The following is a 23,556-nucleotide window of genomic DNA, read 5'->3' on the forward strand; positions in this document are numbered from 1 at the left end:
AATTCGTCCGGCCGCATGATCTTTTTTGAGGGATGAGATAAATGGCAGAAATCACAGCAGCCCTGGTTCGCGAACTGCGCGAAGCCACTGGCGCAGGCATGATGGATTGCAAGAAGGCCCTGACGGAAGCTGCCGGCGACATGGACGCCGCCATCGACTGGCTGCGCACGAAGGGTCTGTCCCAGGCTGCAAAGAAGTCCGGCCGTACGACGGCTGAAGGTCTGGTCGGCGTTGTGTCCGGCAAGAACCGTGCCGCCATGGTCGAAGTCAACGCCGAGACGGACTTCGTGGGTCGTAACGAAGCCTTCCAGGCTTTCGTCGAGCAGGTCGCACACGTTGCACTCGAAGTCGGTGACGATCTGGACACCATCAAGGCTTCCAAGGTTCCGTCCGGTCGTACGGTTGCTGACGAACTGACGCATCTGATCGCCACGATCGGCGAGAACATGGCCATCCGTCGCGCCAAGGTCCTGTCGGTCGAGTCTGGTGTTGTTGCCAGCTACGTCCACAGCGCCCTGCGTCCGGGCATCGGCAAGATCGGCGTTCTCGCCGCTCTCGAAGCTCCGTCCGAGTCTGACGCGCTGCTGACGCTGGGTCGCCAGATCGGTATGCATGTTGCGGCAACCCGCCCGGCTGCACTGGATGTTGCCAGCGTCGATCCGGAATCCCTGGAGCGCGAGCGCGCTGTTCTGATCGAGCAGGCTCGTGAGTCCGGCAAGCCGGAAGCCATCATCGAGAAGATGGTCGAAGGCCGTATCCGCAAGTTCTATGAAGAAGTCGTTCTTCTGGAGCAGGTATGGGTTCTGGACGGCGAGAGCCGCGTGTCCAAGATCGTCGAGAAGGCTGGTGCAAAGCTGGCTGGTTTCGAGCGCTTCCAGCTCGGGGAAGGCATCGAGAAGGAAGAAAACGACTTCGCTGCTGAAGTCGCTGCTGCCGCTGGCACCAAGTAAGGTTTTCCGTTTCTGATCTGAGTCAGGTCTGTCTGGTTCAGGTCGGACGTGAAAGTCTGTAAAAAAGCCCCTGTACGCTCTGGCGTGCGGGGGCTTTTTTTATTTTTAGCCATTGGGGAGGAAACACGGATGGAATGGGAAGCGGCGGCGCTGGTTCTGTCTGTTCGGCCTTATGGCGAAGGCAGTGCGCTGGTTCATCTGTTCAGCGAGGAACACGGCGTTTCGCACGGAATGGTACGGGGCGGGGCATCACGTCGGCAGGCATCCCTGTGGCAGACCGGCAATCTGGTTATGGCGCGCTGGCGGGCGCGGCTGGCGGACCAGCTGGGCACACTGACTGCCGAGCCTGTGCAGTGCGTAGCGGGGCGTATTCTGGATGCTCCGCTCCAGCTTGAGATGGTGAGTAGTGCGTGCGCTCTGGTGGACGGAGCACTGCCGCAGGGTGAAGCGCATCCAGAGATTTTTATGCGGCTGGTACGACTTCTGACGCTGATCAGTGTGGCCCCGGATCCAGCCCCGATGGGCGCCTATCTGCGCTGGGAAAGCCAGCTTCTCGCCGGGCTCGGCTATGGGCTTGATCTTTCGGACTGCGCTGTGACAGGCGCGCGGGAAGATCTGATATATGTGTCTCCCCGTTCCGGCCATGCCGTAAGTCAGAACGGTGCAGGAGAGTGGCGGGACCGTCTGTTACCGTTGCCGACATTGATGATGAATGAAGCAGAGGACGGGATGCCTGACGACTGGAAAAACGGCCTCGCGCTGACAGGGCATTTCCTGTCGCGCTGGGTCTTCGGTGTTCGACACCAGCCTTTGCCGGCAGCGCGGGAGCGGCTGGTTGATTATGTGCAGCGTCTTCAGGTCGCTCCCCCGGATCAGACGATGGACCCCACTTAGTAAAAAACGTGACTGGGGCCGGGACGCAGGCCGTTGACGACGTCGACATCGGCCGTACTCGCCCAGACGGACCAGTCCCAGCCGGGATGCTGATTGATTTCGGCAGTCATCCGCTGTTCCTGTGCAAGATCGACCGGATGGATGGCTCTGTAGGCAGCGTAGGCATTCTTGTCGCCCATATAGACGCAGCCACACGCGATAGGGTCGGCATAAAGCAGGACCGGTTGTCCGTTCTGCATGCGATAGGCCAGCGTGTCGGGGGGCAGGAGGTTCATCATGGCCCAGCGTGCCGTTGTGTCGGCCGGGTGCGCGGTAAAGCCTGCCAGCGCGAGAGACATCTCGGCTTTCTGGATCGGACGGTATGGTGAACAGGCGGTCGCGCCGACAAGGAGGGCGCTGGACAGAAGGGCACGCCAGTGTCTAAGTCCTGCTCGAAAAAGGGGAGCGCTATGGGAACGGATCTTGCTGGTCATATCGAGGATACCAAGCTCGCTGAGGCTCTGAGCGAGCGATATATTGCGTATGCGATGTCGACAATCATGTCGCGTTCCCTTCCGGACGTGCGTGATGGCCTGAAGCCGGTCCACCGCCGCCTCCTTTATGCGATGCAGCAGTTACGCCTTGATCCCACATCAGGGTTTAAAAAGTGTGCACGTGTCGTCGGTGATGTGATTGGTAAATTCCATCCGCATGGTGATGCGTCCGTTTACGAGGCGCTGGTGCGTCTGGCACAGGATTTCGCGGTCCGTTATCCGCTGGTAGAGGGGCAGGGCAATTTCGGCTCCATCGACGGCGATGGCGCGGCGGCCATGCGATATACCGAAAGCCGCCTGACGGAAGTGGCGCAGGCGCTTTTGGACGGTATTCAGGACGATGCTGTCGATTTCCGTGCGACCTACGATAATGAAGATCACGAACCGATCGTGCTGCCGGGGACGTTTCCGAATCTGTTGGCCAATGGCGCGGCAGGCATTGCAGTGGGTATGGCGACGAGCATTCCGCCCCATAATGCTGCTGAAATCTGTCGGGCCGCCAAGCTTCTGATCGAGAAGCCGGATGTAACGATCGCCGAACTGGTGGATCTGATTCCGGGGCCGGATTTCCCCACAGGCGGCATTCTGGTGGAAGAGCGCGACTCCATTATCCGTTCTTACGAAACAGGTCGTGGTAGTTTCAGAACGCGCGCACGCTGGGAGGTCGAACAGGGCCGCTTCGGCACTTGGATGATTATTGTCACCGAGATTCCGTATCAGGTGCAGAAATCCCGCCTGATCGAACAGATCGCGGACCTGATGGAGCAGCGTAAACTGCCGCTTCTGGGCGATGTCCGTGATGAGAGTACGACCGATATCCGTCTTGTGCTGGAGCCCAAGACCAAGGGTGTCGAGCCCGAAGTCCTGATGGAGACGCTGTTCCGCAATACGGCGCTTGAGAACCGTTTCAGCCTGAACATGAATGTTCTGGGCGGTGATCGCGTTCCAGGTGTGCTGTCTCTGAAAGAGGTTCTGCGGGCATGGCTGGACCATGTTCATGAAGTTCTGGTGCGGCGGTCGAACCATCGTCTGGCAGCGGTTCTGCGGCGGCTGGAAATTCTTGATGGTTTCCTTGCAGTCTATCTGAACCTTGATGAGGTGATCCGCATCATCCGCGAGGAGGACGAGCCCAAGGCCAGCCTGATGGACACGTTCAGCCTGACGGATATTCAGGCTGAAGCCGTGCTGAACATGCGTTTGCGCTCTTTGCGGCGGCTTGAGGAAATGGAAATCCAGCGTGAGCGCGATAAACTCGCCGACGAACAGAAGGCGCTTGAAACGTTGCTGGGTTCGGAACGTCGGCGTTGGACGCGGATCTGCAAGGATCTGGACGGCACGATCAAGAAATTCGGGTCAGGCCCGCTTGGTGACCGTCGGACGCTGATTGCCGCAGCGCCGGAGCCGGTTGATATCTCGGCGGCACTGGAAATCGACCGCGAACCGCTGACGGTTCTGCTGTCCCGAGAAGGGTGGATTCGGGCCATGAAGGGCCACGGCCTTGATCCGCAGGGGCATCGCTTCAAGGAAGGCGACGAGGGCTGGCTGTCGGTGGAGTGCCAGAGCACGAACCGGCTGTGCCTGATTTCCAGTAGTGGCAAGGCGTTCACGATCAAGGCTGCCGATCTGCCGCGCGGCCGTGGGTTCGGGCAGCCGTTCCGGACCGTCGTGGAAGTGCCTCAGGAAGACCGGATCGTGACTCTGTTCCCGGTTTCGGACGAAGGACGTCGCCTGATCGCGTCTGCGTCCGGGCGTGGGATGATCGTGTCCGAAGCTGGACTTGTGGCGGAAAAGCGGACGGGGAAGCAGGTCTTCAACGTCAAGGATGGCGACGAGGTCTTTGCCTGTATTCCGGTCGGTGGCACGCATGTCCTGACGCTGGGGCAGAACAAGCGGGCGTTGATTTTTCCACTGGAACAGGTGCCGGAAATGACACGGGGCGCCGGTGTCGCGTTCCAGAAACTGGGCGATAGCACGCTGCGGGACATGCGGACCCTGACCCTGTCTGATGGGCTGTTGTGGCAGGAAGGTCAGCGCGTCCGCGCAACGGCCGACCTGACGCCACTGGAAGGACGTCGAGGAGCGGTTGGTCGCGCTGCGCCGCAATGGATGCTGCGTAAGGGTTGAAGATGCCTCAGGCCGGGAGTGTCCCGGCCAGCAGGCTCCAGTGGCCGTCACGAAAAACTTCGGCAGGTCCGAAAGCGGCTTTGTAGGCCATTTTGGGACTGCCAGGGACGTAATAGCCCAGATACAGGTGCTCCAGTCTCATCCGGGCAGTCTGTTCGATCAGCCACAGGATCGAGAACGTCCCCCAAGACGCCGTCAGATCGTTGACATCATAGAACGTGTACACAGCGGATAGTCCATCCGAGAGACGGTCGATCAGGCTGACACACACAAGCGTTCCATCGGGACGACGAAACTCGGCCAGAAACGTCTCGACCGGGGTGTTGGCGATCAGTTCGGCATAATCGCGCCAGCACATATGGGCCATGTCGCCGTCGGGATGGCGGACAGCCTGATACATCTCGAACAGGCGGAACTGCTCGTCGGTGGGAACCGGAGGCACCATGTCGACGATAAGATCAGCATGGCGCTTGCTGATTTTTTTCTGGGTCCGGGTCGGGGCGAAGGTTGCGACCGGAATGCGCATGGGGGTGCAGGCGCGGCAGCCGATACAGACGGGCGCATAGGCGATAGCATGGCTGCGGCGGAACCCGGCCTGTGACAAACGGTTATGCAGGGCAACGGCGTCGGGGCCAGCCAGTTCGGTCAGGACTTTGCGCTCTGTCCGGTCGGGCAGGTAGGGGCACGGGGCCGGAGCCGTCGTGTAGAAGAGCTGTGGGCGGTGCTGCATGGGACGCTCTCCTTTTCAGATGACGGGCTGAACGATGATCCTATCGCAAGGACAGGGGCTGGCGCATCCATGATCTTTGCGAAAGGATGACGAAAGATGGTCCGCACGGATCGTCCATAACAAGGAAATTTATGCTGCACTGGACCGTTTTCCATATTCTCGTGCAGATCCTGCGCTGGGCTCTCCCTCTTTTGGTGACGATTCACGCACTCGTGCACAAACGGAACACGGCGTCCTGTACGGGGTGGATCGGCATCTGCTGGATTGCGCCGTTTCTGGGTACGGTTCTGTATCTGATGTTTGGCATCAATCGCGTCCGGCGCCGCGCGCAGAAAATGGTGAATCGTCATCTGTGGGAGGGGCGCGATCCGCTGGCGCAGTACCGGCAGACCGTGGACGGCACTCTGGCGCCACTTTCAAAAATGCTGGGGCGTCTGACGGAACGGCCTCTGATGCGGGGCAATTCCATCACCTGCCTGCATGACGGGGACAATGCCTATCCCGTGATGCTGGAGGCGATCGGACAAGCGAAGACGTCGATCATCCTGTGTTCCTATATTTTCCGTGACGACAAGGTCGGTCAGCGTTTCGCGGAGGCCCTGGTAGCGGCCAAACGGCGAGGCGTGGAGGTCCGTGTTCTGGTGGACGGGATCGGGAGCGGGTATTTCCGTTGCGGCATCGAACGCCGCCTGCGACAGGAGGGTGTGGCCTGCGCGCGCTTCATGCATTCGGTCTGGCCCTGGCGCATGCCATTCATCAATTTGCGCAACCATCGCAAGATCCTTGTGGTGGACGGGACAGTCGGCTTCATGGGCGGCCTGAACATCGGCGAGGAGAACATGCTCCGCCTGCGGACAAAGCTGCCGGTGGCGGATACGCATTTTCGTCTGCACGGGCCGATCGTGCATCAGCTTGCAGTTGCGTTCGCGTGGGACTGGTCGTTCACAACGGGCGAAGAGCTTCAGGGCGAGCGTTATCTGCCTGAGCCGCTGCCGATAGGGGACGTTCCCATGCGGATCGTCACGTCAGGGCCGGATACGGATTTGGAAAAGATCGAATACGGGATGTTGCAGGCCTTCGCGCTGGCGCGGAGCCATATCTGGGTGATGACACCCTATTTCCTGCCGGATGACCGCTTCTCGACCGAGCTTATTCTGGCGGCACTTCGGGGGGTGGTCATTGATATCGTCGTACCGAAAAGCAGCAATCACGTTCTGATCGATCATGCGCGGGACGCCAATCTGCGGCAGTTTCTGGATGCGGGTTGCCGCGTCTGGATGGCGGACCCGCCCTTCAATCATTCCAAGCTGATGGTCGTGGATGATGAATGGAGCTTTGTTGGGAGTGCGAATATCGACATGCGTTCGCTGCGACTGAATTTCGAGATCAATCTGGAAATCTATGACCGGGACGTGGCGAAAGAGCTGGCCACATTCATGGAAACGCATCGCCGCAACCGGCTGACCCATCATGATCTGGACAGCAAGCCATTCCTGATCCGGATGCGCAATAATGCCGTCAGGCTTCTGCTGCCGTATCTCTGAAAGATGTCAGGCGCCCAGCCTGAGCGTAACGCAGATGGGGCGATGATCTGAGCCGAAGCGCGGCAAAGCACGGGCTTCCATCCGCGCCAGTCCGCGCACGAGGCAGCGGTCCAGCCGCAGCGGAAGATGGTTCAGCATCCGATGCGTTTTCTCCTGCGGACCGACATCGAGAAATCCGGGAAGCAGGACGGGGCCGACCAGATTGAAATCGCCCATGATGACAGCACGGTGTCGCATATTGGTGCTGATGCTGCGAAGCTGCCGCCGGTTAAGCAACTGGCCGTGAGACAGATGCACGTTCGCGAGCGAAAAGCTGCCGAAATCAATAAGCTGTGCCGTACGTTTGACCAGCAGGCCCCGCGGCAGGCGGCAGAATGACGGCGGGCGGGTGAAGGGCAGGCGGCTCCAGCAGGCGGTTCCATGCGGACGACCGGGAAGCGGGATGCGGTCGTAATAACCGCCGAGGATTTCGGGGAGTTCGTCCACGGCTTCCTGCGCTTCCTGCATCACGACGATGTCCGGATTTTCTGCACGGATGACGGTCAGGACGTCCTCAAGCGAGGCGCCTTCCCAGCGGTAGAGGTTCCAGCTCAGGATCTTGAAAGAGGCTCCGGATTGAGGAAATGCCGTCATTTCGGAGGCTCCGACAGATAGAGAGGTTTACGTTCGCGGTGATGGGGACCGGCAGCGAATTCGCTGGTCAGGGTGTAGCCGACCGCCAGCAAAACGGGACCGAGAAAGATCCCGACACCGCCAAAGGTTACGATGCCACCCAGAACACCGAGGACGGTGAGCAGATAGGGAAGCTGGGCGCCACGGGCAATGAAGGCCGGACGGATGATGTGGTCCGCGCCGGAGATGATGAGAACGCCATAGATCGCAAGAAACAGTCCGTGCCCGACATGGTGCGTTATGCCCAGCCAGATGGCAGCCGGGACCCAGACCAGAGGTGCGCCGATCGGGAAAACTGCGACGAAAGCGGTGATGCCTGCCAGAAGAACGGGAGACGGCACTCCTGCCAGCATCAGGCCAATTCCCGTCAGCACGCCTTGGATCAGCGCTGTGCCGAGAATGCCATAGACCGTCCCGCGCACGGTGCGGCCAATGATATTGATGAGTCTTGGCGTGGTCTGCGGGCCAGCGATACGGTCAATCAGGGCCGCGATGGTATTGCCGAGCGTATCGCCGTTCAGCCAGAGGAAGAATGCGACAAACAGCGCCATGACCAACTCGGCGAGACCGCTTGCGAGACGTAAAAGCACTGTCAGGGTGACATGCGCGATCTGCCCGGCATAGGGGCGCAGAACTTCAGTCGCAAAAGCGCCGACGTCATGGCTGAAATGATGCCAGGCATTGACGAGATGCGGGCCTGCCATGGGGATGCGGTTAATCCATTCCGGGGGCGGGTTCGCGCTGGTGACATGCAGGATCAGGGTGTCGATTTCCGAGATCGTGCCGGGAATGTCGTTGATGCCCGCGCTTGTCAGCACCGTCATCGGGACCAGAATGAACAACGCGCTCAGGGCCATCATGGCAAGGGCGGCCAGAACCGGACGGACATGGCGACGCATCCGCCGATAGATCGGCCATGTCGTAAAGGCGAGAATTGCCGCCCATAGAATAGCCGAGAGAAACGGCCACAGGATGATGCCGCATCCATAAGCGATTCCCGCCAGTACCAGGCCAAGGATAATCCGTTCGGTCGTCATGCGCGGATGCACTCCTGTCTCGAAAAAGACGGACGACACGGATCGCATGACTGGGTGGGCTGCGTGCTCATTGAACGACACATTGGCACGCTCTGGCGCCGGGCGCATCCCTCGACCTATGGTGGGGGCATGACGATCTCGCCACTTGTTGATGCCGCGACCCTGATCTCCGAGGTCGGCCGCTTCATTCCCCTTGATGCCAGCGTGCTTTTGCCGGGGCAGAAGGGCGATCCTGATTCCGCATTTGCCGCACAGCACCTCCCAACTGCGCGGCGATTCGATATCGACGTCTTTGCCGATCCGGAGAGCTCTCTCCCCCATACGGTGCCGGGCGCGGCGCGGTTTGCCCGGTTGATGGGTGAACTGGGCGTGAGTGATGAGACACCGGTCGTCTTCTATGACGGGCGTGGAAGTGTGGGCGCCTGCCGTGGATGGTGGCTTGCTCGGCTGTTCGGACACAGAAAAGCACGGATTCTGGATGGTGGTCTTGAGGCGTGGGTGAAGGCAGGCGGCCCGGTCGAAAGTGGTGCGGCACCTACGATCACGCCTGCGGTTTTCCGCCCCCGCCCGCGTTACGGGCTGCTGGCTGGCGCTAGCGATATACGTCAGGCGCTGAAACGGACGGATGCGCTGGTGCTGGATGCAAGAAGTGCAGGTCGCTTCGCCGCGACGGTGCCGGAGCCCCGTCAGGGTGTGAGAGGCGGCCACATGCCGGGTGCGCAGAGCATGGACTGGACGCGCCTTGTGGACGGAAATGGCCGTTTTCTGCCGCCATACGAACTTAGACAGATTCTGGCTGCTGCGGAAGGACGCTCCGTCATTGCAAGCTGTGGCTCTGGTCTGACGGCTGCAACGATCGTGGTGGCACTGGCAATCGCAGGCTATGACGACGCGGCTTTGTATGATGGGTCCTGGGCGGAATGGGGAAGTGATCCCGACGCGCCGGTTGTGACGGGAGAGGCATGAGCATGAGTGATCTGGAGCAGCGGGTAAGCGCAGGATGGGGCCGGATGGCGTCGATGCTGGTGCGGGAGGGACGCTCGCATGATCTTCCCGAAACGGGGGAGTTCGTAAACGCGCCGGTCAGCCGGGGTTCGACGGTCCTGTTCCCGACGCTGGAGGCCATGAACAGGACAGACGGACGCAGCCACGCGCACAAGGCGGTGTATGGGGCGATGGGGTCGCCGATCCAGCACCAGCTTGAAGAAATGCTTAGCCTGATCGAAGGCGGAACACATACGCAGGTCGTCAATTCGGGGCTGGCAGCATGTACGATGCCGCTTCTGGCGTTTCTCGGCTGCGGCGATCACCTGCTTCTGCCCGATTCGGTTTACGGCCCCACGCGACGTTTTGCAGGGACAATGCTGCAACGGCTGGGCGTAGTGACAACCTATTATCCGCCCATGGTCTCACGCGCCGAAATTAAGGCGCTCATCCGCCCCGAGACGAAGGTTCTGTTTGCCGAAAGCCCGGGCAGCCACACGTTTGAGGTGCAGGACGTGCCGATGCTGGCCGAAGTGGCGCATCAGGCAGGGGCGTTGCTCATGCTGGACAACACCTGGGGGATCGGCGTGTTCCAGCCCTTCGTCCATGGGGTGGACGTGTCGATTCAGGCGCTGACGAAATATCCCGCCGGGCATTCGGACGTCATCATGGGATCGGTTACGGTCAATGACGAAGCACACTGGAAAACGCTGCGTGATGCGGCGATCCAGCTCGGCCAGTGCGCGGGGCCGGATGACTGCTGGCTGACGCTGCGCGGCCTGCGAACGATGGGGGTGCGGCTGGCGCATCAGGCGCGCTCGGCACTGGACATCGCGCAATGGCTCAAAACGCGCCCCGAAGTCGCACGGGTGCTCCATCCGGCACTTGAAGACTGTCCGGGACATCAGTTCTGGAAGCGGGACTTCACAGGCGCCTGCGGGTTGTTCGGGGTTGAGCTTCAGCCGGGCATTTCCGTCGAGGCAACCGAACGCATGATCGACGGACTGAGCCTGTTCGGGATCGGGGCGTCGTGGGGCGGTTATGAAAGCCTTGTCCTGCCGACGACCGGGCATATCCGGCGTGTTACGGGTGAGGGCGGTCCGACATCGGCGACGTTCCGCCTCCATATCGGGCTTGAAGACGTTGAGGACCTGAAAACCGATCTGGCGCGCGGACTGGATGGCCTTCAGTTCTGAACCTTAGCGGCGGCGGAACGTCAGGGCTTCAGCGACATGATGGCGCTGGATGCTCTGCGTTCCTTCCAGATCGGCAATGGTGCGGGAGACGCGGATCAGGCGCGTGATGCCACGGTTGGATAGGCGCAGCTTTTCGGCAGCCTGTTCAGCGAGAGAGCGGGCGTCATCGTCCATGTCCAGATCGTCCGGGGACGCCTGCGAGTTCGGAACGCCCTGACGGACAATCTGGCGCCTGCGGGCAATTTCCACGCGGGCCCGCACCGCTGCGCTGTTTTCGCCTTTCGGGGCTCGGCTGATCTCGATCGGAGAGAGCGGCTCGATCTGGACGCAGAGATCCATACGGTCGAGCATCGGGCCGGAAATCTTGGCCGTGTAATCCTCGCCACAACGCGGGGCCTTACGGCAGCTTCGCTCCAGATCGCCCAGATAGCCGCAACGACACGGGTTCATGGCCGCGATGAACTGAAAGCGCGCGGGATAGGTCGTGTGATGGGCCGCGCGGGCAATGGAAATGCTGCCGGTTTCGATGGGCTGACGCAGGGACTCCAGACAGGAGCGTGAAAATTCCGGCAACTCGTCGAGAAACAGGACGCCATTATTGGCCAGACTGACCTCGCCAGGCCGGGCTTTCGCGCCGCCTCCGACGATGGCGGGAAGGCTCGCGCTGTGATGCGGTGCGCGATAGGGCGGCCGAACGACCAGTCTTCCATTCTGTAGGATGCCGGAGACACTGTGAATCCGGCTGGTTTCAAGCGCTTCTTCGCGTGTCAGATTGGGAAGAATACCAGGCAGACGACTAGCGAGCATGGATTTCCCGGCACCGGGCGGTCCGCTCATGAGCATGGAATGTGCTCCTGCGGCGGCAATTTCCAGAGCGCGCCGTCCGATCGCCATGCCTTTGACATCTGAAAGATCCGGTCCGTATTCAAGAACCTGTTCACTTGGCAGCGGTGCCGGAGACAGGATCTGTTGCCCTTGAAAATGGGAGACGAGAGCGGCAAGCGTGGGCGCCCCGAGAACGTCCGTGCTCCCATTGCCCCAGCGTGCTTCAAGAGCCTGCGCGATCGGACAGATCAGGCCGAGTTTGTCCGCGACGGCGCCGATGGCAGCCGAAAGAACGCCAGCAACGGGGTTGATCCGCCCATCCAGTGAGAGTTCGCCAACGGCGGCATAGGCCGAGACAGCCTCAAAAGACAGAACGCCCATAGCGCAAAGCAACCCAAGTGCGATGGGCAGATCGAAATGCGCGCCTTCTTTGAGAAGATCGGCAGGGACGAGATTGACGAGAATGCGTTTGGGCGGGAGCGCCAGTCCCATGGCTGTTAATGCAGCACGGACACGTTCGCGGGCTTCCCCGACGGATTTGTCCGCCAGCCCTACGACGAGAAACGCCGGAAGGCCGCTGGACACTTGAACCTCGACCTTAACCGGAACGGCTTCGATGCCCGAGAAGGCAAAGCTCTGGATACGGGCAAGGGCAGGTATATGCGGGCTAGGACTCGTCATGAGACAAATCCTAGCCCGAAATTATTTCTTGTTGGTTAACGGAAAATCTCAGGAGCGCTGGTACAGCAGACGGGCACGAAGTGTGCCATCCAGTGCCTTAAGGCCGTCCAGCAGCGTCGTGTCCATGTCAGAGCCTTCTGACTCGGCTTCGACGACGACATATCCCACTTCGCCATCCGTCTGGAGGTATTGGGCGGTCACGTTGCAGTTGTGTGCGGCGAACAGATCGTTGATCTGGCGCATGATGCCTGGTCGGTTGGCGTGGACATGCATGAAGCGCGTGCCGCGCGGGCGTTCGGGAAGCTGGACACTGGGAAAGTTGACCGACCCAATCGTGGACCCCACGTCGGAATAATCGACCAGCTTGCGCGCGACTTCAACGCCGATGCGCTCCTGCGCTTCCATAGTGGAGCCGCCGATATGCGGCGTGAGAATGACATTCTCCAGACCCTGAAGCGGGGATTTGAATTCTTCGCCAGCCTTCTTGGGCTCGACGGGGAACACGTCGACAGCAGCACCCATAAGATGGCCGTCTTTGAGGGCGGCAGCGAGGGCGTCGAGGTCCACGACGCTGCCGCGCGCGTTATTGAGAAGGATGGAATTGGGTTTCATGGCCCGGATTTCCGTCTCTCCGATCAGCAGATCGGTCTCAGGCGTCTGCGGGACGTGGAGGCTGACGATGTCGGACTCGGCCAGCAGATCATGCAGGGTCGGAACGGCGATGGCATTGCCGTGTGGCAGACGTGGCATCACGTCGAAATACAGAACGCGCATGCCGAAAGCCTCGGCGAGGACGGACAACTGCGATCCGATGGAGCCGTAGCCGACGATACCGAGCGTCTTGCCGCGGACTTCCCAGGCATTGGTGGCGGATTTGTCCCAGCCGCCCTTGTGGCAGGCTTCCGAGCGCGACGGGATGCGACGGAGCAGCATGACGATCTCGCCCATAACCAGTTCTGCCACGGAACGGGTATTGCTGAAGGGCGCGTTGAACACGGGAATGCCGAGCATGCGTGCGGCATTCAGATCGACCTGATTGGTGCCGATGCAGAAGCAGCCAATGGCCATGAGGCGGTCTGCGGATTCAAGGACGTCCTGTGTGAGCTGGGTCCGGCTGCGGATGCCAACCATGTGCACACCCTGAAGGGCCTCTTTCAGCGCATCGCCTTCAAGCGCACCCTTGACCCGCGTGACCTCTGCATAGCCCTCTGCGGCGAAATGGGAAGCGGCGCTTTCGTGAATGCCTTCCAGAAGAAGAATGCGGATCTTGTTCTTGGGGAGAGAGAACTGCGTTTCCATAAATCCGTCCCGGTCATGAACCGGAAGGCTCCGGTTTCAATTCAAACTGGTTTTACCAGATCTGGCCGTGACCAGACCGGCCCCGGCTGATGTCTGCCGCCACTTCCGCCGGGGTCCCCTCCCTAGCCGATCAGCGGGTTTCAGGAAAGATGGCGCACGAGTTCGGGAAGCAGGGTTGCGTCTCCGCAGGCGAGGACGGTGCCGTCGCTTTCGAGAGTCAGTCGCTGTCCCTGCCAGTCCGTGATGCGGCCTCCCGCACCTTCTACAACCGGAACGAGCGCGCCCCAGTCCCACGGATTCATGGTGCATTCCGCAATGATGTCGATCTGCCCAAGGGCAAGGAGGCCGTAAGCATAGCAGTCTCCGCCCCAGGATGTGCGGCGGGTGTGCTTCTGCAGGTTGGCAAAGCGGGGCGCATGACCGGCGGTCATAATTTCCGGGGCAGTGCAGGACAGTTCTGCGTCCGCGGCTTTCGGGCAGAGACGGGTACCAATCGTGCCGGGCAGGCGATCGGACAGAAACTGCGTGGGTCGTCCCGAAACACCAATCCAGCGCTCCCCGGTCACGGGCTGATCGATCAGCCCGAGCACAGGACGACCTTTATGGAAAAGGGAAATGAGCGTGCCGAAAGTGGGACGACCGGTCAGGAAGGCGCGGGTGCCGTCAATGGGATCGAGAACCCAGAGCCAGTCGCCATTCGTGCCGCTCATGCCGCTTTCTTCCCCGAGAATGGCATGTTCCGGCAGACGCTCTGCGAGAATGTCGCGCATAGCCTGTTCCGCCTGACGATCCGCGATGGTGACGGGGCTGTCATCGGATTTCGCATCGGCACGCAGGGATGTCCGGAAATGGGGCAGGACGGTCTTGCGGGCGATATCCGCGCAGGCTGTTGCGGCATCAATGGCACTTTGCAGCACGTTTTCAGTCATGATTTGTGTCTATTCCCGTCCTGTAAGCGCTGCATGAGATTGACGCCCGTGGTGGCGGGCGGCATCAGAGGAGCCATGCATCCGATCATCGTCATTCCCTCCAGACTTGCTTCGACCCGTCTGCCGCGCAAGCCCCTCGTTGACATTGGTGGCGTTCCCATGATCGTCCGGGTCGCCCGTCAGGCTCTGGTCGCACAGATCGGCCCTGTAGTCGTGGCGGCGGGAGACGAGGAAATTCTGGAGGCCGTCAAAGGGATATCCGGCGTAAGGGGCGTGCTGACCGACTCGGATCTGGCGAGCGGCTCCGATCGTGTTCATGCCGCTTTGTCGGACGTGGACCCTGATGGCGCTCATGATGTGGTCATCAACCTTCAGGGCGATCTGCCCCTGATTGCGCCTTCCAGCCTGACCGCCGTTCTGAAACCGCTTGAAGATCCGGCGATCGATATCGGAACACTGGCCGCTCCTGTGATGAGCGATGCCGAGCGCGATGCTACGCAGGTCGTCAAGATTGCGTGTGATTTTGACGGAGCGGATGTGACGCGGGCGCTGTATTTCTCGCGCCTGCCTATCCCGTGGGGTGACGGACCGCACTGGCATCATGTAGGCGTGTATGCCTGGCGACGGACCGCTCTGGAGCGTTTTGTGGCTCTTACGCCTTCTGCTCTGGAGCGACGGGAAAGCCTTGAACAGCTTCGTGCACTACAGGCTGGCATGACGATCGGCTGTGCGAGGATTGACCATGCCCCCCAAGGGGTGGATACGCCTGCTGATCTTGAGCATGTGAGAGGGTTGGTCTGATGCCGGTCATTGCATTTCAGGGCCGTCCGGGCGCCTATTCCGATCTGGCCTGCCGTCAGGCGCGTCCGGGCTGGACAACGCTGCCTTGCCCGACCTTTGCCGATGCGATTGACGCCGTGCATGACGGGCGCGCCGAAGAGGCGCTGCTGGCCTGCGAAAACACACTCGCCGGGCGCGTTCCGGACATTCATTCCCTGCTGCCTGATGCCGGACTTCATATCGTTGGGGAATATTTCCAGCGCGTAGAGCACTGTCTTCTGGGGGTGCCGGGGGCAAAGGTCGAGGATATCCGGCGCATTCATACGCATCCGGTTGCTCTGGGACAGGTTCGCAAGCTGATTAGCGAGCTTGGGGTAGAGCCGGTGGTGCAGTTCGATACAGCGGGCGCGGCCGAAATGGTCGCGCAGTGGGGACGGGTAGAAGATGCGGCCATTGCCTCCTCACTTGCGGCTGAACTGAACGGACTGAAGGTACTGCGCAGCAATGTGGAGGATGCCTCTCACAACACGACGCGCTTTTATCGTGTCTCCCGCAAGTCTTGCATTCCCTCGCCTGAACGCACAGATGTGCTGACGACACTGTTGATGCGGGTCGGAAACTGTCCGGGTGCGCTCTATGCGGCATTGGGTGGATTTTCCCGGCATGGTATCAACATGACGCGGATCGAAAGTTACATGCTGGACGGCTCGTTCACTGCGACGCAGTTCCTGATGGATGTCGAGGGACATCCCGAACAGGCAGCACTGGCCAGTGCGCTCGCGGAACTGGAGCAGGTCAGCGATGATCTCAGAATTCTGGGTGTTTACCCAAGCAGCCTCTCACGGCACTCAGCGTGATGGCAGGACAGGAATCCATGACGGAAGGCGAAACAATGGCTGACACGAGCATGTATCAGGGGTCGCTGACGGCTCTGGTGACCCCGATGCATACGGACGGGCGGATTGATTTCGACGTTTCGGCGAAGCTTATCGAGCGCCAGATTGACGCTGGCACTACGGCGTTGATCCCTGCCGGAACAACAGGTGAAAGCCCAACCCTCTCACATGAAGAGCATGGCCGGGTTGTCGCGCACTGTGTCGAGACTGCGAATGGCCGGGTGCGAGTCATGGCAGGAGCGGGTTCGAACAGCACCTCTGAAGCCGTCCTTATGGCAAAACATGCCCATTCTGTTGGGGCGGACAGTCTTCTGGTCGTTGTGCCGTATTACAATAAGCCGTCTCAGGAAGGGCTGTACCGTCATTTTATGACGATTGCAGATGCCACCCCTCTACCGCTTTTCCTGTACTGTATTCCGGGTCGATCCGTTGTCGATATTTCAGTGTCGACCATGGCGCGTCTGGGAGAACATCCCAATATCGTTGGAACGAAGGATGCCACGGCCAATATGGCACGGCCGATCGCGGTCCGTCGGGTAGTAAACAAGCCTTTCAACCAGCTTGCTGGTGACGACAATACCGTTCTGTCGTTCCTGGCTGCGGGTGGCGATGGATGTATTGGTGTGACGTCCAATGTCGTGCCGCATCTGTGCGCGGATATGCATCTGGCCTGGCAGGAAGGGCGGATCGAAGATGCGATCGCTATTCAAGACCATTTGACCCCCCTGCATGACGCGATGTTCATGGAAAGCAATCCGGGGCCGGTCAAGTACGCGATGTCGAGGCTCGGTCTGTGCGGTGCGACGCTGCGTCTTCCTCTGGCAGAACCTCAGGAAGCGACTCGTCTGGCTATTGATGAAGCCCTGCGTGCTCTCGAACTTTTGGATTGAGCGCAGGTATGGCGGGGAAGAAAACCAAAAGCGGCATGATTTCTCATGGCATTGCCGCTCAGAACCGCAAGGGTCGGTTTGACTATACGATTCTGGAAACGACGGAAGCAGGGATTGTTCTGAAGGGACCAGAGGTTAAAAGCCTTCGTCTTGGACGAGCGACGATCACGGAGGCTTATGCAGCCGAGCGTGATGGCGAAATCTGGCTCTTTAATTCCTATATTCCGGAATATCAGGGGGGTGTCCTATCGCGTTTCGAGCCGCGGGCGCCACGCAAGCTCCTGATGCATCGTAAGCAGATCGTTCATTTTCTGGATTCGGTCAGTCGTGCGGGCGCCAGTCTGGTGCCGCTTGATATCCATTTCAATGATCGTGGAATGGCGAAAGTGACGCTGGGCTTGGGTCAGGGGCGTCGCAAGGAAGACAAACGACATGCCATTGCCGAGCGGGATTGGAAACGGGACAAAGCCAGACTGGTTCGCAGTAGTGGTAAAGACTATGGGTAAAAACCCTGAAGGCCGGATCTGATCCGGCCTTTTTTTATGTCTTAAGACAGCGGCTATAATTCTGGACACAAAAAAACCGCTGCAGCAGAAGCTGGCAGCGGCTCTTTTTACTCAGACCGAAGTCCGGGTCGTTCAGTCAGCGCTGATTTCAGCAGCTTCCGGACCCTTCTGGCCCTGAACAACCTTGACGTTGATCGTCTGACCTTCGTCAAGCGTCGGCAGACCGGAACGCTCGAGAGCGGAAGCGTGGACAAAGATGTCCTTGCCACCGGATTCCGGCGTAATGAAGCCGAAGCCCTTCGTGGCGTTGTACCACTTGACCGTGCCACGCATGTCTTCAGCGCGGGACAGGTCAGGAGCCGGACGGCCCGGACGTGCCGATGCGCCACCGAAGCGGGGCTGATCACCGAAAGCAGCGCGCGGACGCGGTGCTTCTGCCGTGCTCTCGTCAACGGAGAGAACTTCAGCGACCTGACGACCCTTCGGACCCTGGCCGATGCGGACCACAACGGTCGCGCCCGGGTTCACGGCGCTGACACCGGCATTGGTGAGAGCATTGGCGTGCAGGAAGATGTCGCCCGAGCCATCGGACAGTTCAACGAAACCGAAACCCTTTTCGGTGTTGAACCACTTCACGCGGGAGCTGATTTCCGGGCCTGAAGCTGCGACGAAGCTGTTGCTGCTGCGACGAGGTGCGCCGTAGCCGCCACCACCGCCACCATTTCCACCACCAAAGCCTCCACGGTCGCCATAGGACGGCTGGGACGAGTATGTGTCGTCAAACCCGCCGCGGCGAGGTGAGTTGAAGCTGCTGCGGTCGGTTCTGTTGTTTCTCAACGGTCTAATCCCGAGACTGGGGTGTCATGATAGGGCGGACCCTGCCGTGACGTAATTTCAAAAATTTGGAAAAAAACGATGCTGCTTTTCTCCTGTAATAAGCTGTAGCACGGTTTTTTCCTTCTCTGCCACAGGGAATATCGGGCTGAAACATAACTCGCGCTAATTTTAAGATTGTGATGTGTCCCGTCGACACTTTGATTTCGCTTCTGGAAATGACATACACACGTTTTCCAGTACTTGATGGTCCCGGATCCCGCGCGTAACAGAGGTGCCCATGCGAAGCAGACTGACTTTTTCCATTGGAGCCACTGCCGTGCTGGCGCTGTCTTCATCCGCCATGGCGACACCATTGCAGGATCCTTATGGAACCTGGACTGTTCAGGGTGAGAATGACGCCATTTCTACTCTGAAAGGCACATCGGATCAGTATTATACGTCTGGTCTGCGCATCAACTGGACGTCCGGGACCGATAACCTGCCGCGCCCGATTGCAAAGCTGAACCGTATCCTGATGGGAGAAGGCGTCCAGCGCATCAGCATCGGTTTGCAGCAGATCATTGATACGCCGCGCGATACACAGGCTGATAATCCACCGCAGGGTGACCGGCCTTATGCGGGACTGCTGCTGGGGACTGTCAATCTTATCAACGATACTGATCTGTCCCGGACCGTAATGGGCGTCCAGTTCGGCATGCTTGGTCCATCAGGACTCGGGCGTCAGGTCCAGAACGGATTCCACAAAGCCATCAGCGATACGCCGAGCACGGGTTGGGGGCATCAGCTTGCAAACCAGCCGATCTTTCAGGTTCAGGCCGGGCGGATCTGGCGCCTGCCAGTCCTGAATGTTTATGGCATTCATGCTGACGTGCTGCCCGCGATCTCGGGCGCCGCCGGTGATTACCGGACCTATGCCGACGTGGCGACGACGTTCCGCATCGGTCAGGGGCTCGACAGCGATTTTGGCAACGCGACAATCGGTCCGGGGCTGGACGGAACGGATGCGTTCCGTGCGACTCGACCTTTCGCTTGGTATTTCTACGGTGGGGTCGAAGGTCAGGCCGTGGGATATGACGTGACGCTTCAAGGCAGCACAGTTCGTCCCAATGCGCCGCATGTGAACAAGATCTGGGATGTGGGTGAGGTTCATGCTGGTGTCGCGGTGATGTGGCACGGCGTACGCCTGTCTTACAGCCAGAACTGGCAGACAGCACAGTTCCAGACCCAAAAGGCCGGTCTGTTCAACTATGGATCGCTCAAGCTTTCTGTAAAGTTCTGAACTGCTCCGACAGATAATCCGAAAAGGCCGCCTTCCATAAAGAAGGCGGCCTTTTTTATGTCATGGCAGGATGTGGAACATGGCTGTCGCGGATTGGTGCGCCAAGAAGATAGCCCTGAACTTCCTCACAACCATTGGCATCCAGTAAGGCCATCTGGTGTTCGGTTTCCACGCCCTTTGCGCAACAGGCGATGTTCAATGATCGTGCCAGAGACAGGATGGCGTACATGACTTCGTCAGCACGCATGTCTTCACCCAGATACTGGACAAAGCCACGATCGAGTTTGATCTGGTCCAGCGGATAAATCCGCAGACGCTCCAGCGAAGAATACCCAGCCCCAAAATCGTCAATGGCAAGCCGTACGCCGAGTGCGCGAACGCGGGAGAGTTCGCGAAAAGCGATATCGGATGGACCGAATGGCCGACATTCAGAAAGTTCGATCTGTAAGCGGCCCGGAGGAAGCCCCGTTTCTTTCAGAACAGTATCGACTAGGAGAGCAAGCCGTTCGTTGACCAGCCAGACGGGCGAGACATTCACACAAACCCGTAACGGGGTAGGCCAGCGCAGCGCAGCCAGGCAGGCATTGCGCAAACTCCAGCTGTCGAGCGCTTCGATAATACCGGCTTCTTCAGCGTAGCGGATGAACAGGTTCGGTGCGACTTCGCCGTGTCCGGGGCGGGTCCAGCGTAACAACGCTTCGTGACCAACGATTTTCTGGGATTCCGTATCGACGATCGGCATCCACTTGAGGAAAAGTGCGCCATCCTCGACGGCCTTGAGCAGATCCTGCTCAAGATTGGACGTGATGGCGTAGGTATTGGTGAGTTCTGCGTTAGCGCGCCGCTCATGGCCGCCCCCGGTACGGTTGGCTTCAGTCAGAGCCGCGCGTGCAGCGAGAATGAGCTGGTTCGCATCTTCGGCATCCTGTGGATACACGCTCCAGCCTGCAGAAATCGAGAAAGCAACAGCCCCCATTTCCAGAGAGACAGGTGTGCTGGAAACCTGAAGAATCGCGTTCACCAGAGACCGGGTGGTGACGGCCGTTGTGCCCGGTGGGGTCAGAACCATGAAATGACCGCCCCCGATCGAACTCAGGAAAGCGCCTTCCGGCAGGACGCATTTCAGGCGTCGGATCATTTCCGCCAGGATCAGGTCAGCCGTATCCCATCCGTAACGCTCGTTGATCAGTGAGAGATGATCGAGATTAAGATGAATGAGGCTGAAAACCGCACGGCGGGAAAGCTTTCCTGTTCTTTCGATAAACTGGTTCAGAACCAGAAGGCTTTCTTCACGGTCAGGAAGGGAGGATCTTCCGGCATGTTCCAGGGCTTCACTTGAAAGCTGGTTGGCAACGCCTTGCATGGCGCTTTCAGCTGCAGACGAAAAGCTGTTGCCTTCCAGACGAAGGGCAATGAGGAACTGTCTGGGCCCGCTGTCATATGCCTGATTCGCAATGGGTAGTCCGATAAGCGACCAGTCTTTAAAAAACGGGCACGCAAAAACGGTTTTGCCATCCCGTCTGCGTTCTGCATCCAGAATGATATTGCCTGCGTCCATCTTGTGCAGAGCGGCAGGCAGGCTTCCTGCGGACTGGAGAACGACTGGTGTTCCGTTTTCAGAAATGTCGAGCAATGCGACTGCCGAACCACCCGTTGCAGGCAGAAGCAGGCGAAAGAGCAGCGATCGACGTTCTGAAGAGGCGCCAGAGTATTCGTGCTTTGTCTTCTCCTGAGCGTCTCTGGCAGGACTGCTCACCATTTGTGGACTCCATGAAATTCGGTTGAACGCATTACTGATAAATTCACAGTATTATATCCGCGTGAATTTTTCTGTCTAACCGGAAATCAAAAGTCTGTCGGTATCATTGCGGTCGAATATTTCAAGCAGAAGTCTGAGTGCATGGCCGCGCACGCCTTCAAGCTGTGGGTTACGGGCGATTTCACGTTCGCTATCCTGCTGCATGGCGGTCAGCAGCAGTGCGAGGCGCGCACCCTGTGCCAGACGAAAGCCGGGAAGGCCGGACTGGCGGTCCCCTGCGATGTCTCCGCCCCCGCGGATCCTGTAGTCCTCGTCAGCGATCAGAAAACCGTCATTGGTGTCGCGTAGGAGGCTCAGACGCCGGACAGCCGTGGGGGTGGCGCTCCGGTCATGGAGAAGGAGACAGAAGGACTGTTTCGAGCCGCGTCCGACGCGGCCACGAAGCTGGTGAAGCTGGGCCAGTCCGAACCGTTCGGCCTGTTCGATCACCATGACGGACGCATTGGGGATGTCCACGCCGACTTCGATGACGGTCGTGGCGACAAGAAGCCGCGTTTTGCCCAGACGGAACGTATCCAGCGCCTCCTGACGGACGGTAATATCCTGTTTGCCGTGCGCAAGACCCACAAGCCCCTCAAACCGCTGCTCCAGCGAGGCCCAGCGCTCTTCTGCTGCTGCCGCGGCCTGTGTTTCACTGTTTTCGATGAGTGGGCAAACCCAGAATACCTGCACACCATCGCGTATGGCGCGGCTGATGCCTGCAAGGACGCTGTCGAGCGAGTCCATGCTGTGCAGGGTCGTGCGGATCGGCTGGCGTCCGGGCGGTTTGGAATCCAGACGGCTGACGCTCATCTCGCCCCATTCCATGAGCTGGAGCGTTCGGGGAATGGGCGTTGCGGTCATGACAAGAATGTCCGTTGCGTCCCCCTTGGCGCTTAGGTTCATGCGCTGACGGACGCCGAATCGGTGCTGTTCGTCGATGACGGCGAGACCGAGATCGTGGAAGGTCACGCCATCCTGAAACAGGGCATGCGTTCCGATGATGATTTTTGCCGTGCCATCCTCGATGGCCGCGAGCGTCTTACGCCGGGCCGCGCCTTTGATGGTGCCGCTCAGATAGACGCATTCCGTCGGGCAGAGGCGGGAGAGCGTTTCGAAATGCTGGCGAGCGAGGATTTCGGTCGGTGCCATGAGCGCAGCCTGAGCGCCGGATTCCACGACCTGAAGCATCGCGTTTATCGCGACGAAAGTCTTGCCCGCGCCGACATCACCCTGCAGCAGACGCATCATGGGCGTCGACGCCGAGAGATCGGCGGCGATTTCTGCAATGGCCATCGTCTGGGCATGGGTGGGTTTGTGCCCGAAGCGCTGAAGCATTTCTTCCTGAAGCGCGCCGGTTCCGGGAAAGCTGCGCCCGTGCCGCTCGCGGGCCTTGAGGCGTGCGAGCCCGAAGCAGAGCTGATCAGCCAGCAGTTCGTCAGCAGCAAGACGGGACAGTGCACGGTTGCGGACAGGCTCCCACGCGATGTCCGGCGGGATGATTTCGGGCGATTGCATCAGGCGCAAAGCCTGCGTGAAGGACGGCCATTTCCTTTGGGTGACAAGGGCCGGGTCCAGCCATTCCGGCAGGTCGGGCAGGAGGGCCAGAGCCGCACGCATCGCCTTGCGGACCGTATAGGGGAAAAGCCCGGCGGTCAGCGGCCAGACGGGTTCGAGCGAGGGGAAGCTGTCGCGTTTGGCCCAGCTCACGACATGATCGGGCTGCGGCATCGTCAGCTCGCCCTGAAAGCTGCCGGTTTTGCCAGACACCAGCAGTTCGGCGCCCACGGCCGGGCTGGGCATGTTGCGCGTCTGGAAGAAGACCAGATCCAGCGCTCCGGTATCGTCTTCGGTACGGATAATCGAGGGCTGTCCCGGACGTCCGGCTTTGCGAAGAGCAACGACCCGGACATGCGCTGTCAGGATTTCGCCGGGGGCGAGATTGTGTCCGTCCGCAACTGTGCGCAGAATGCGCCGGTCAACCACCCGTTCGGGCAGGGTGAACAGCAGGTCCAGCACCTTTCGTCCGCCGGCGATCTTTTCCAGCAGGCTGGCATGCCTTGGTCCAATTCCGGGCAGGCTTGTCAGCGGCGCAAAAAGTGGGGCGAGCGCATGCTCTGTCTCGGAATTGGGATCGGCAGGGGACGGGAACTGTTTGGACGGCATCGTGAC

The 23,556-nt window shown here is 59.8% G+C and carries 21 protein-coding genes; 11 read left to right on the plus strand and 10 right to left on the minus strand.

Features of this window, described 5'->3' with window-relative positions; translation table 11 throughout:
- Positions 1-41 precede the first annotated feature (41 nt).
- Together tsf and recO are read left to right on the plus strand one after the other, a co-directional pair.
- Positions 42-950, plus strand: coding sequence for a translation elongation factor Ts (gene tsf, locus ABDK74_RS00940; RefSeq protein ID WP_346002348.1), 909 nt, complete (start codon positions 42-44; stop codon positions 948-950).
- A 129-nt stretch (positions 951-1,079) separates the two neighbouring features.
- Positions 1,080-1,844 (plus strand): DNA repair protein RecO, encoded by a 765-nt coding sequence (gene recO, locus ABDK74_RS00945; protein WP_346002349.1) that lies wholly within the window; start codon positions 1,080-1,082, stop codon positions 1,842-1,844.
- Here recO and ABDK74_RS00950 read toward each other — a convergent pair.
- Positions 1,841-2,317 (minus strand): hypothetical protein, encoded by a 477-nt coding sequence (locus ABDK74_RS00950; RefSeq protein WP_346002350.1) that lies wholly within the window; start codon positions 2,315-2,317, stop codon positions 1,841-1,843. The two genes, recO and ABDK74_RS00950, sit on opposite strands and share 4 nt — an antisense overlap.
- Between ABDK74_RS00950 and parC the strand changes: the two genes are divergently transcribed.
- Positions 2,294-4,501 carry a DNA topoisomerase IV subunit A gene (parC, locus tag ABDK74_RS00955; protein ID WP_346002351.1) on the plus strand — a complete coding sequence of 736 codons (2,208 nt, stop codon included), beginning with the start codon at positions 2,294-2,296 and terminating at the stop codon, positions 4,499-4,501. The two genes, ABDK74_RS00950 and parC, sit on opposite strands and share 24 nt — an antisense overlap.
- Positions 4,502-4,508: 7 nt before the next feature.
- Here parC and ABDK74_RS00960 read toward each other — a convergent pair whose 3' ends face one another.
- Positions 4,509-5,231: an arginyltransferase gene (locus ABDK74_RS00960; protein ID WP_346002352.1), complete on the minus strand. Its 723-nt coding sequence runs from the start codon at positions 5,229-5,231 to the stop codon at positions 4,509-4,511.
- A gap of 131 nt (positions 5,232-5,362) precedes the next feature.
- Between ABDK74_RS00960 and cls the strand changes: the two genes are divergently transcribed.
- Positions 5,363-6,775 carry a cardiolipin synthase gene (gene cls, locus ABDK74_RS00965; RefSeq protein ID WP_346002353.1) on the plus strand — a complete coding sequence of 471 codons (1,413 nt, stop codon included), beginning with the start codon at positions 5,363-5,365 and terminating at the stop codon, positions 6,773-6,775.
- A gap of 6 nt (positions 6,776-6,781) precedes the next feature.
- Here the strand turns inward: cls and ABDK74_RS00970 are convergent, their stop codons facing one another.
- Positions 6,782-7,408, minus strand: a complete 627-nt coding sequence (locus ABDK74_RS00970) for an endonuclease/exonuclease/phosphatase family protein (RefSeq protein ID WP_062029707.1) — start codon at positions 7,406-7,408, stop codon at positions 6,782-6,784.
- Positions 7,405-8,484, minus strand: coding sequence for an AI-2E family transporter (locus ABDK74_RS00975; protein ID WP_346002354.1), 1,080 nt, complete (start codon positions 8,482-8,484; stop codon positions 7,405-7,407). Before ABDK74_RS00975 ends, ABDK74_RS00970 begins: the two co-directional genes overlap by 4 nt.
- Positions 8,485-8,490: 6 nt before the next feature.
- On the opposite strand from ABDK74_RS00975, the gene ABDK74_RS00980 reads away from it, so the two are divergent.
- Together ABDK74_RS00980 and metC are read left to right on the plus strand one after the other, a co-directional pair.
- Entirely contained in the window at positions 8,491-9,450 is a 960-nt protein-coding gene (locus ABDK74_RS00980; protein ID WP_346002355.1) for a sulfurtransferase, read from the plus strand.
- Positions 9,451-9,452: 2 nt separating this feature from the next.
- Positions 9,453-10,664, plus strand: coding sequence for a cystathionine beta-lyase (metC, locus tag ABDK74_RS00985; RefSeq protein WP_346002356.1), 1,212 nt, complete (start codon positions 9,453-9,455; stop codon positions 10,662-10,664).
- A 3-nt stretch (positions 10,665-10,667) separates the two neighbouring features.
- On the opposite strand, the gene ABDK74_RS00990 is transcribed toward metC, so the two are convergent.
- From ABDK74_RS00990 to ABDK74_RS01000, 3 genes are all read right to left on the minus strand, one after another.
- Positions 10,668-12,170, minus strand: a complete 1,503-nt coding sequence (locus ABDK74_RS00990; RefSeq protein ID WP_194254595.1) for a YifB family Mg chelatase-like AAA ATPase — start codon at positions 12,168-12,170, stop codon at positions 10,668-10,670.
- Positions 12,171-12,218: 48 nt separating this feature from the next.
- Positions 12,219-13,469, minus strand: a complete 1,251-nt coding sequence (gene serA / locus ABDK74_RS00995) for a phosphoglycerate dehydrogenase (protein WP_346002357.1) — start codon at positions 13,467-13,469, stop codon at positions 12,219-12,221.
- A gap of 140 nt (positions 13,470-13,609) precedes the next feature.
- Positions 13,610-14,398 (minus strand): inositol monophosphatase family protein, encoded by a 789-nt coding sequence (locus tag ABDK74_RS01000; protein ID WP_346002358.1) that lies wholly within the window; start codon positions 14,396-14,398, stop codon positions 13,610-13,612.
- 75 nt (positions 14,399-14,473) lie between these two features.
- Between ABDK74_RS01000 and ABDK74_RS01005 the strand changes: the two genes are divergently transcribed.
- From ABDK74_RS01005 to smpB, 4 genes are read left to right on the plus strand one after another with little or no spacing between them, the layout of a single operon-like run.
- Entirely contained in the window at positions 14,474-15,199 is a 726-nt protein-coding gene (locus tag ABDK74_RS01005; RefSeq protein ID WP_346004121.1) for a 3-deoxy-manno-octulosonate cytidylyltransferase, read from the plus strand.
- On the plus strand, positions 15,199-16,035 hold the full coding sequence (locus ABDK74_RS01010) for a prephenate dehydratase (RefSeq protein ID WP_346002359.1): 837 nt from the start codon (positions 15,199-15,201) through the stop codon (positions 16,033-16,035). The genes ABDK74_RS01005 and ABDK74_RS01010 overlap by 1 nt, the downstream gene beginning before the upstream one ends.
- A 35-nt stretch (positions 16,036-16,070) precedes the next feature.
- Positions 16,071-16,964, plus strand: coding sequence for a 4-hydroxy-tetrahydrodipicolinate synthase (dapA, locus tag ABDK74_RS01015; RefSeq protein ID WP_346002360.1), 894 nt, complete (start codon positions 16,071-16,073; stop codon positions 16,962-16,964).
- Positions 16,965-16,972: 8 nt separating this feature from the next.
- A complete protein-coding gene (gene smpB, locus ABDK74_RS01020; RefSeq protein WP_062031523.1) occupies positions 16,973-17,470 on the plus strand; it encodes an SsrA-binding protein SmpB in 498 nt (165 codons plus the stop codon).
- Between the two features lie 132 nt (positions 17,471-17,602).
- Here the strand turns inward: smpB and ABDK74_RS01025 are convergent, their stop codons facing one another.
- Positions 17,603-18,307, minus strand: coding sequence for a cold-shock protein (locus ABDK74_RS01025; protein ID WP_194254590.1), 705 nt, complete (start codon positions 18,305-18,307; stop codon positions 17,603-17,605).
- Between the two features lie 277 nt (positions 18,308-18,584).
- Here ABDK74_RS01025 and ABDK74_RS01030 point away from each other — a divergent pair, with 277 nt between their 5' ends.
- The gene (locus tag ABDK74_RS01030; RefSeq protein WP_194254589.1) at positions 18,585-19,586 is read left to right on the plus strand and encodes a lipid A deacylase LpxR family protein; all 1,002 of its coding nucleotides are present in this window, start codon (positions 18,585-18,587) and stop codon (positions 19,584-19,586) included.
- 55 nt (positions 19,587-19,641) lie between these two features.
- Here the strand turns inward: ABDK74_RS01030 and ABDK74_RS01035 are convergent, their stop codons facing one another.
- Entirely contained in the window at positions 19,642-21,345 is a 1,704-nt protein-coding gene (locus ABDK74_RS01035) for a bifunctional diguanylate cyclase/phosphodiesterase (RefSeq protein ID WP_346002361.1), read from the minus strand.
- 75 nt (positions 21,346-21,420) lie between these two features.
- On the minus strand, positions 21,421-23,550 hold the full coding sequence (recG, locus tag ABDK74_RS01040) for an ATP-dependent DNA helicase RecG (protein WP_346002362.1): 2,130 nt from the start codon (positions 23,548-23,550) through the stop codon (positions 21,421-21,423).
- Positions 23,551-23,556: the final 6 nt, after the last annotated feature.

This window comes from Gluconobacter sp. OJB, from assembly GCF_039638275.1.
Classification (GTDB): domain Bacteria; phylum Pseudomonadota; class Alphaproteobacteria; order Acetobacterales; family Acetobacteraceae; genus Gluconobacter; species Gluconobacter cerevisiae.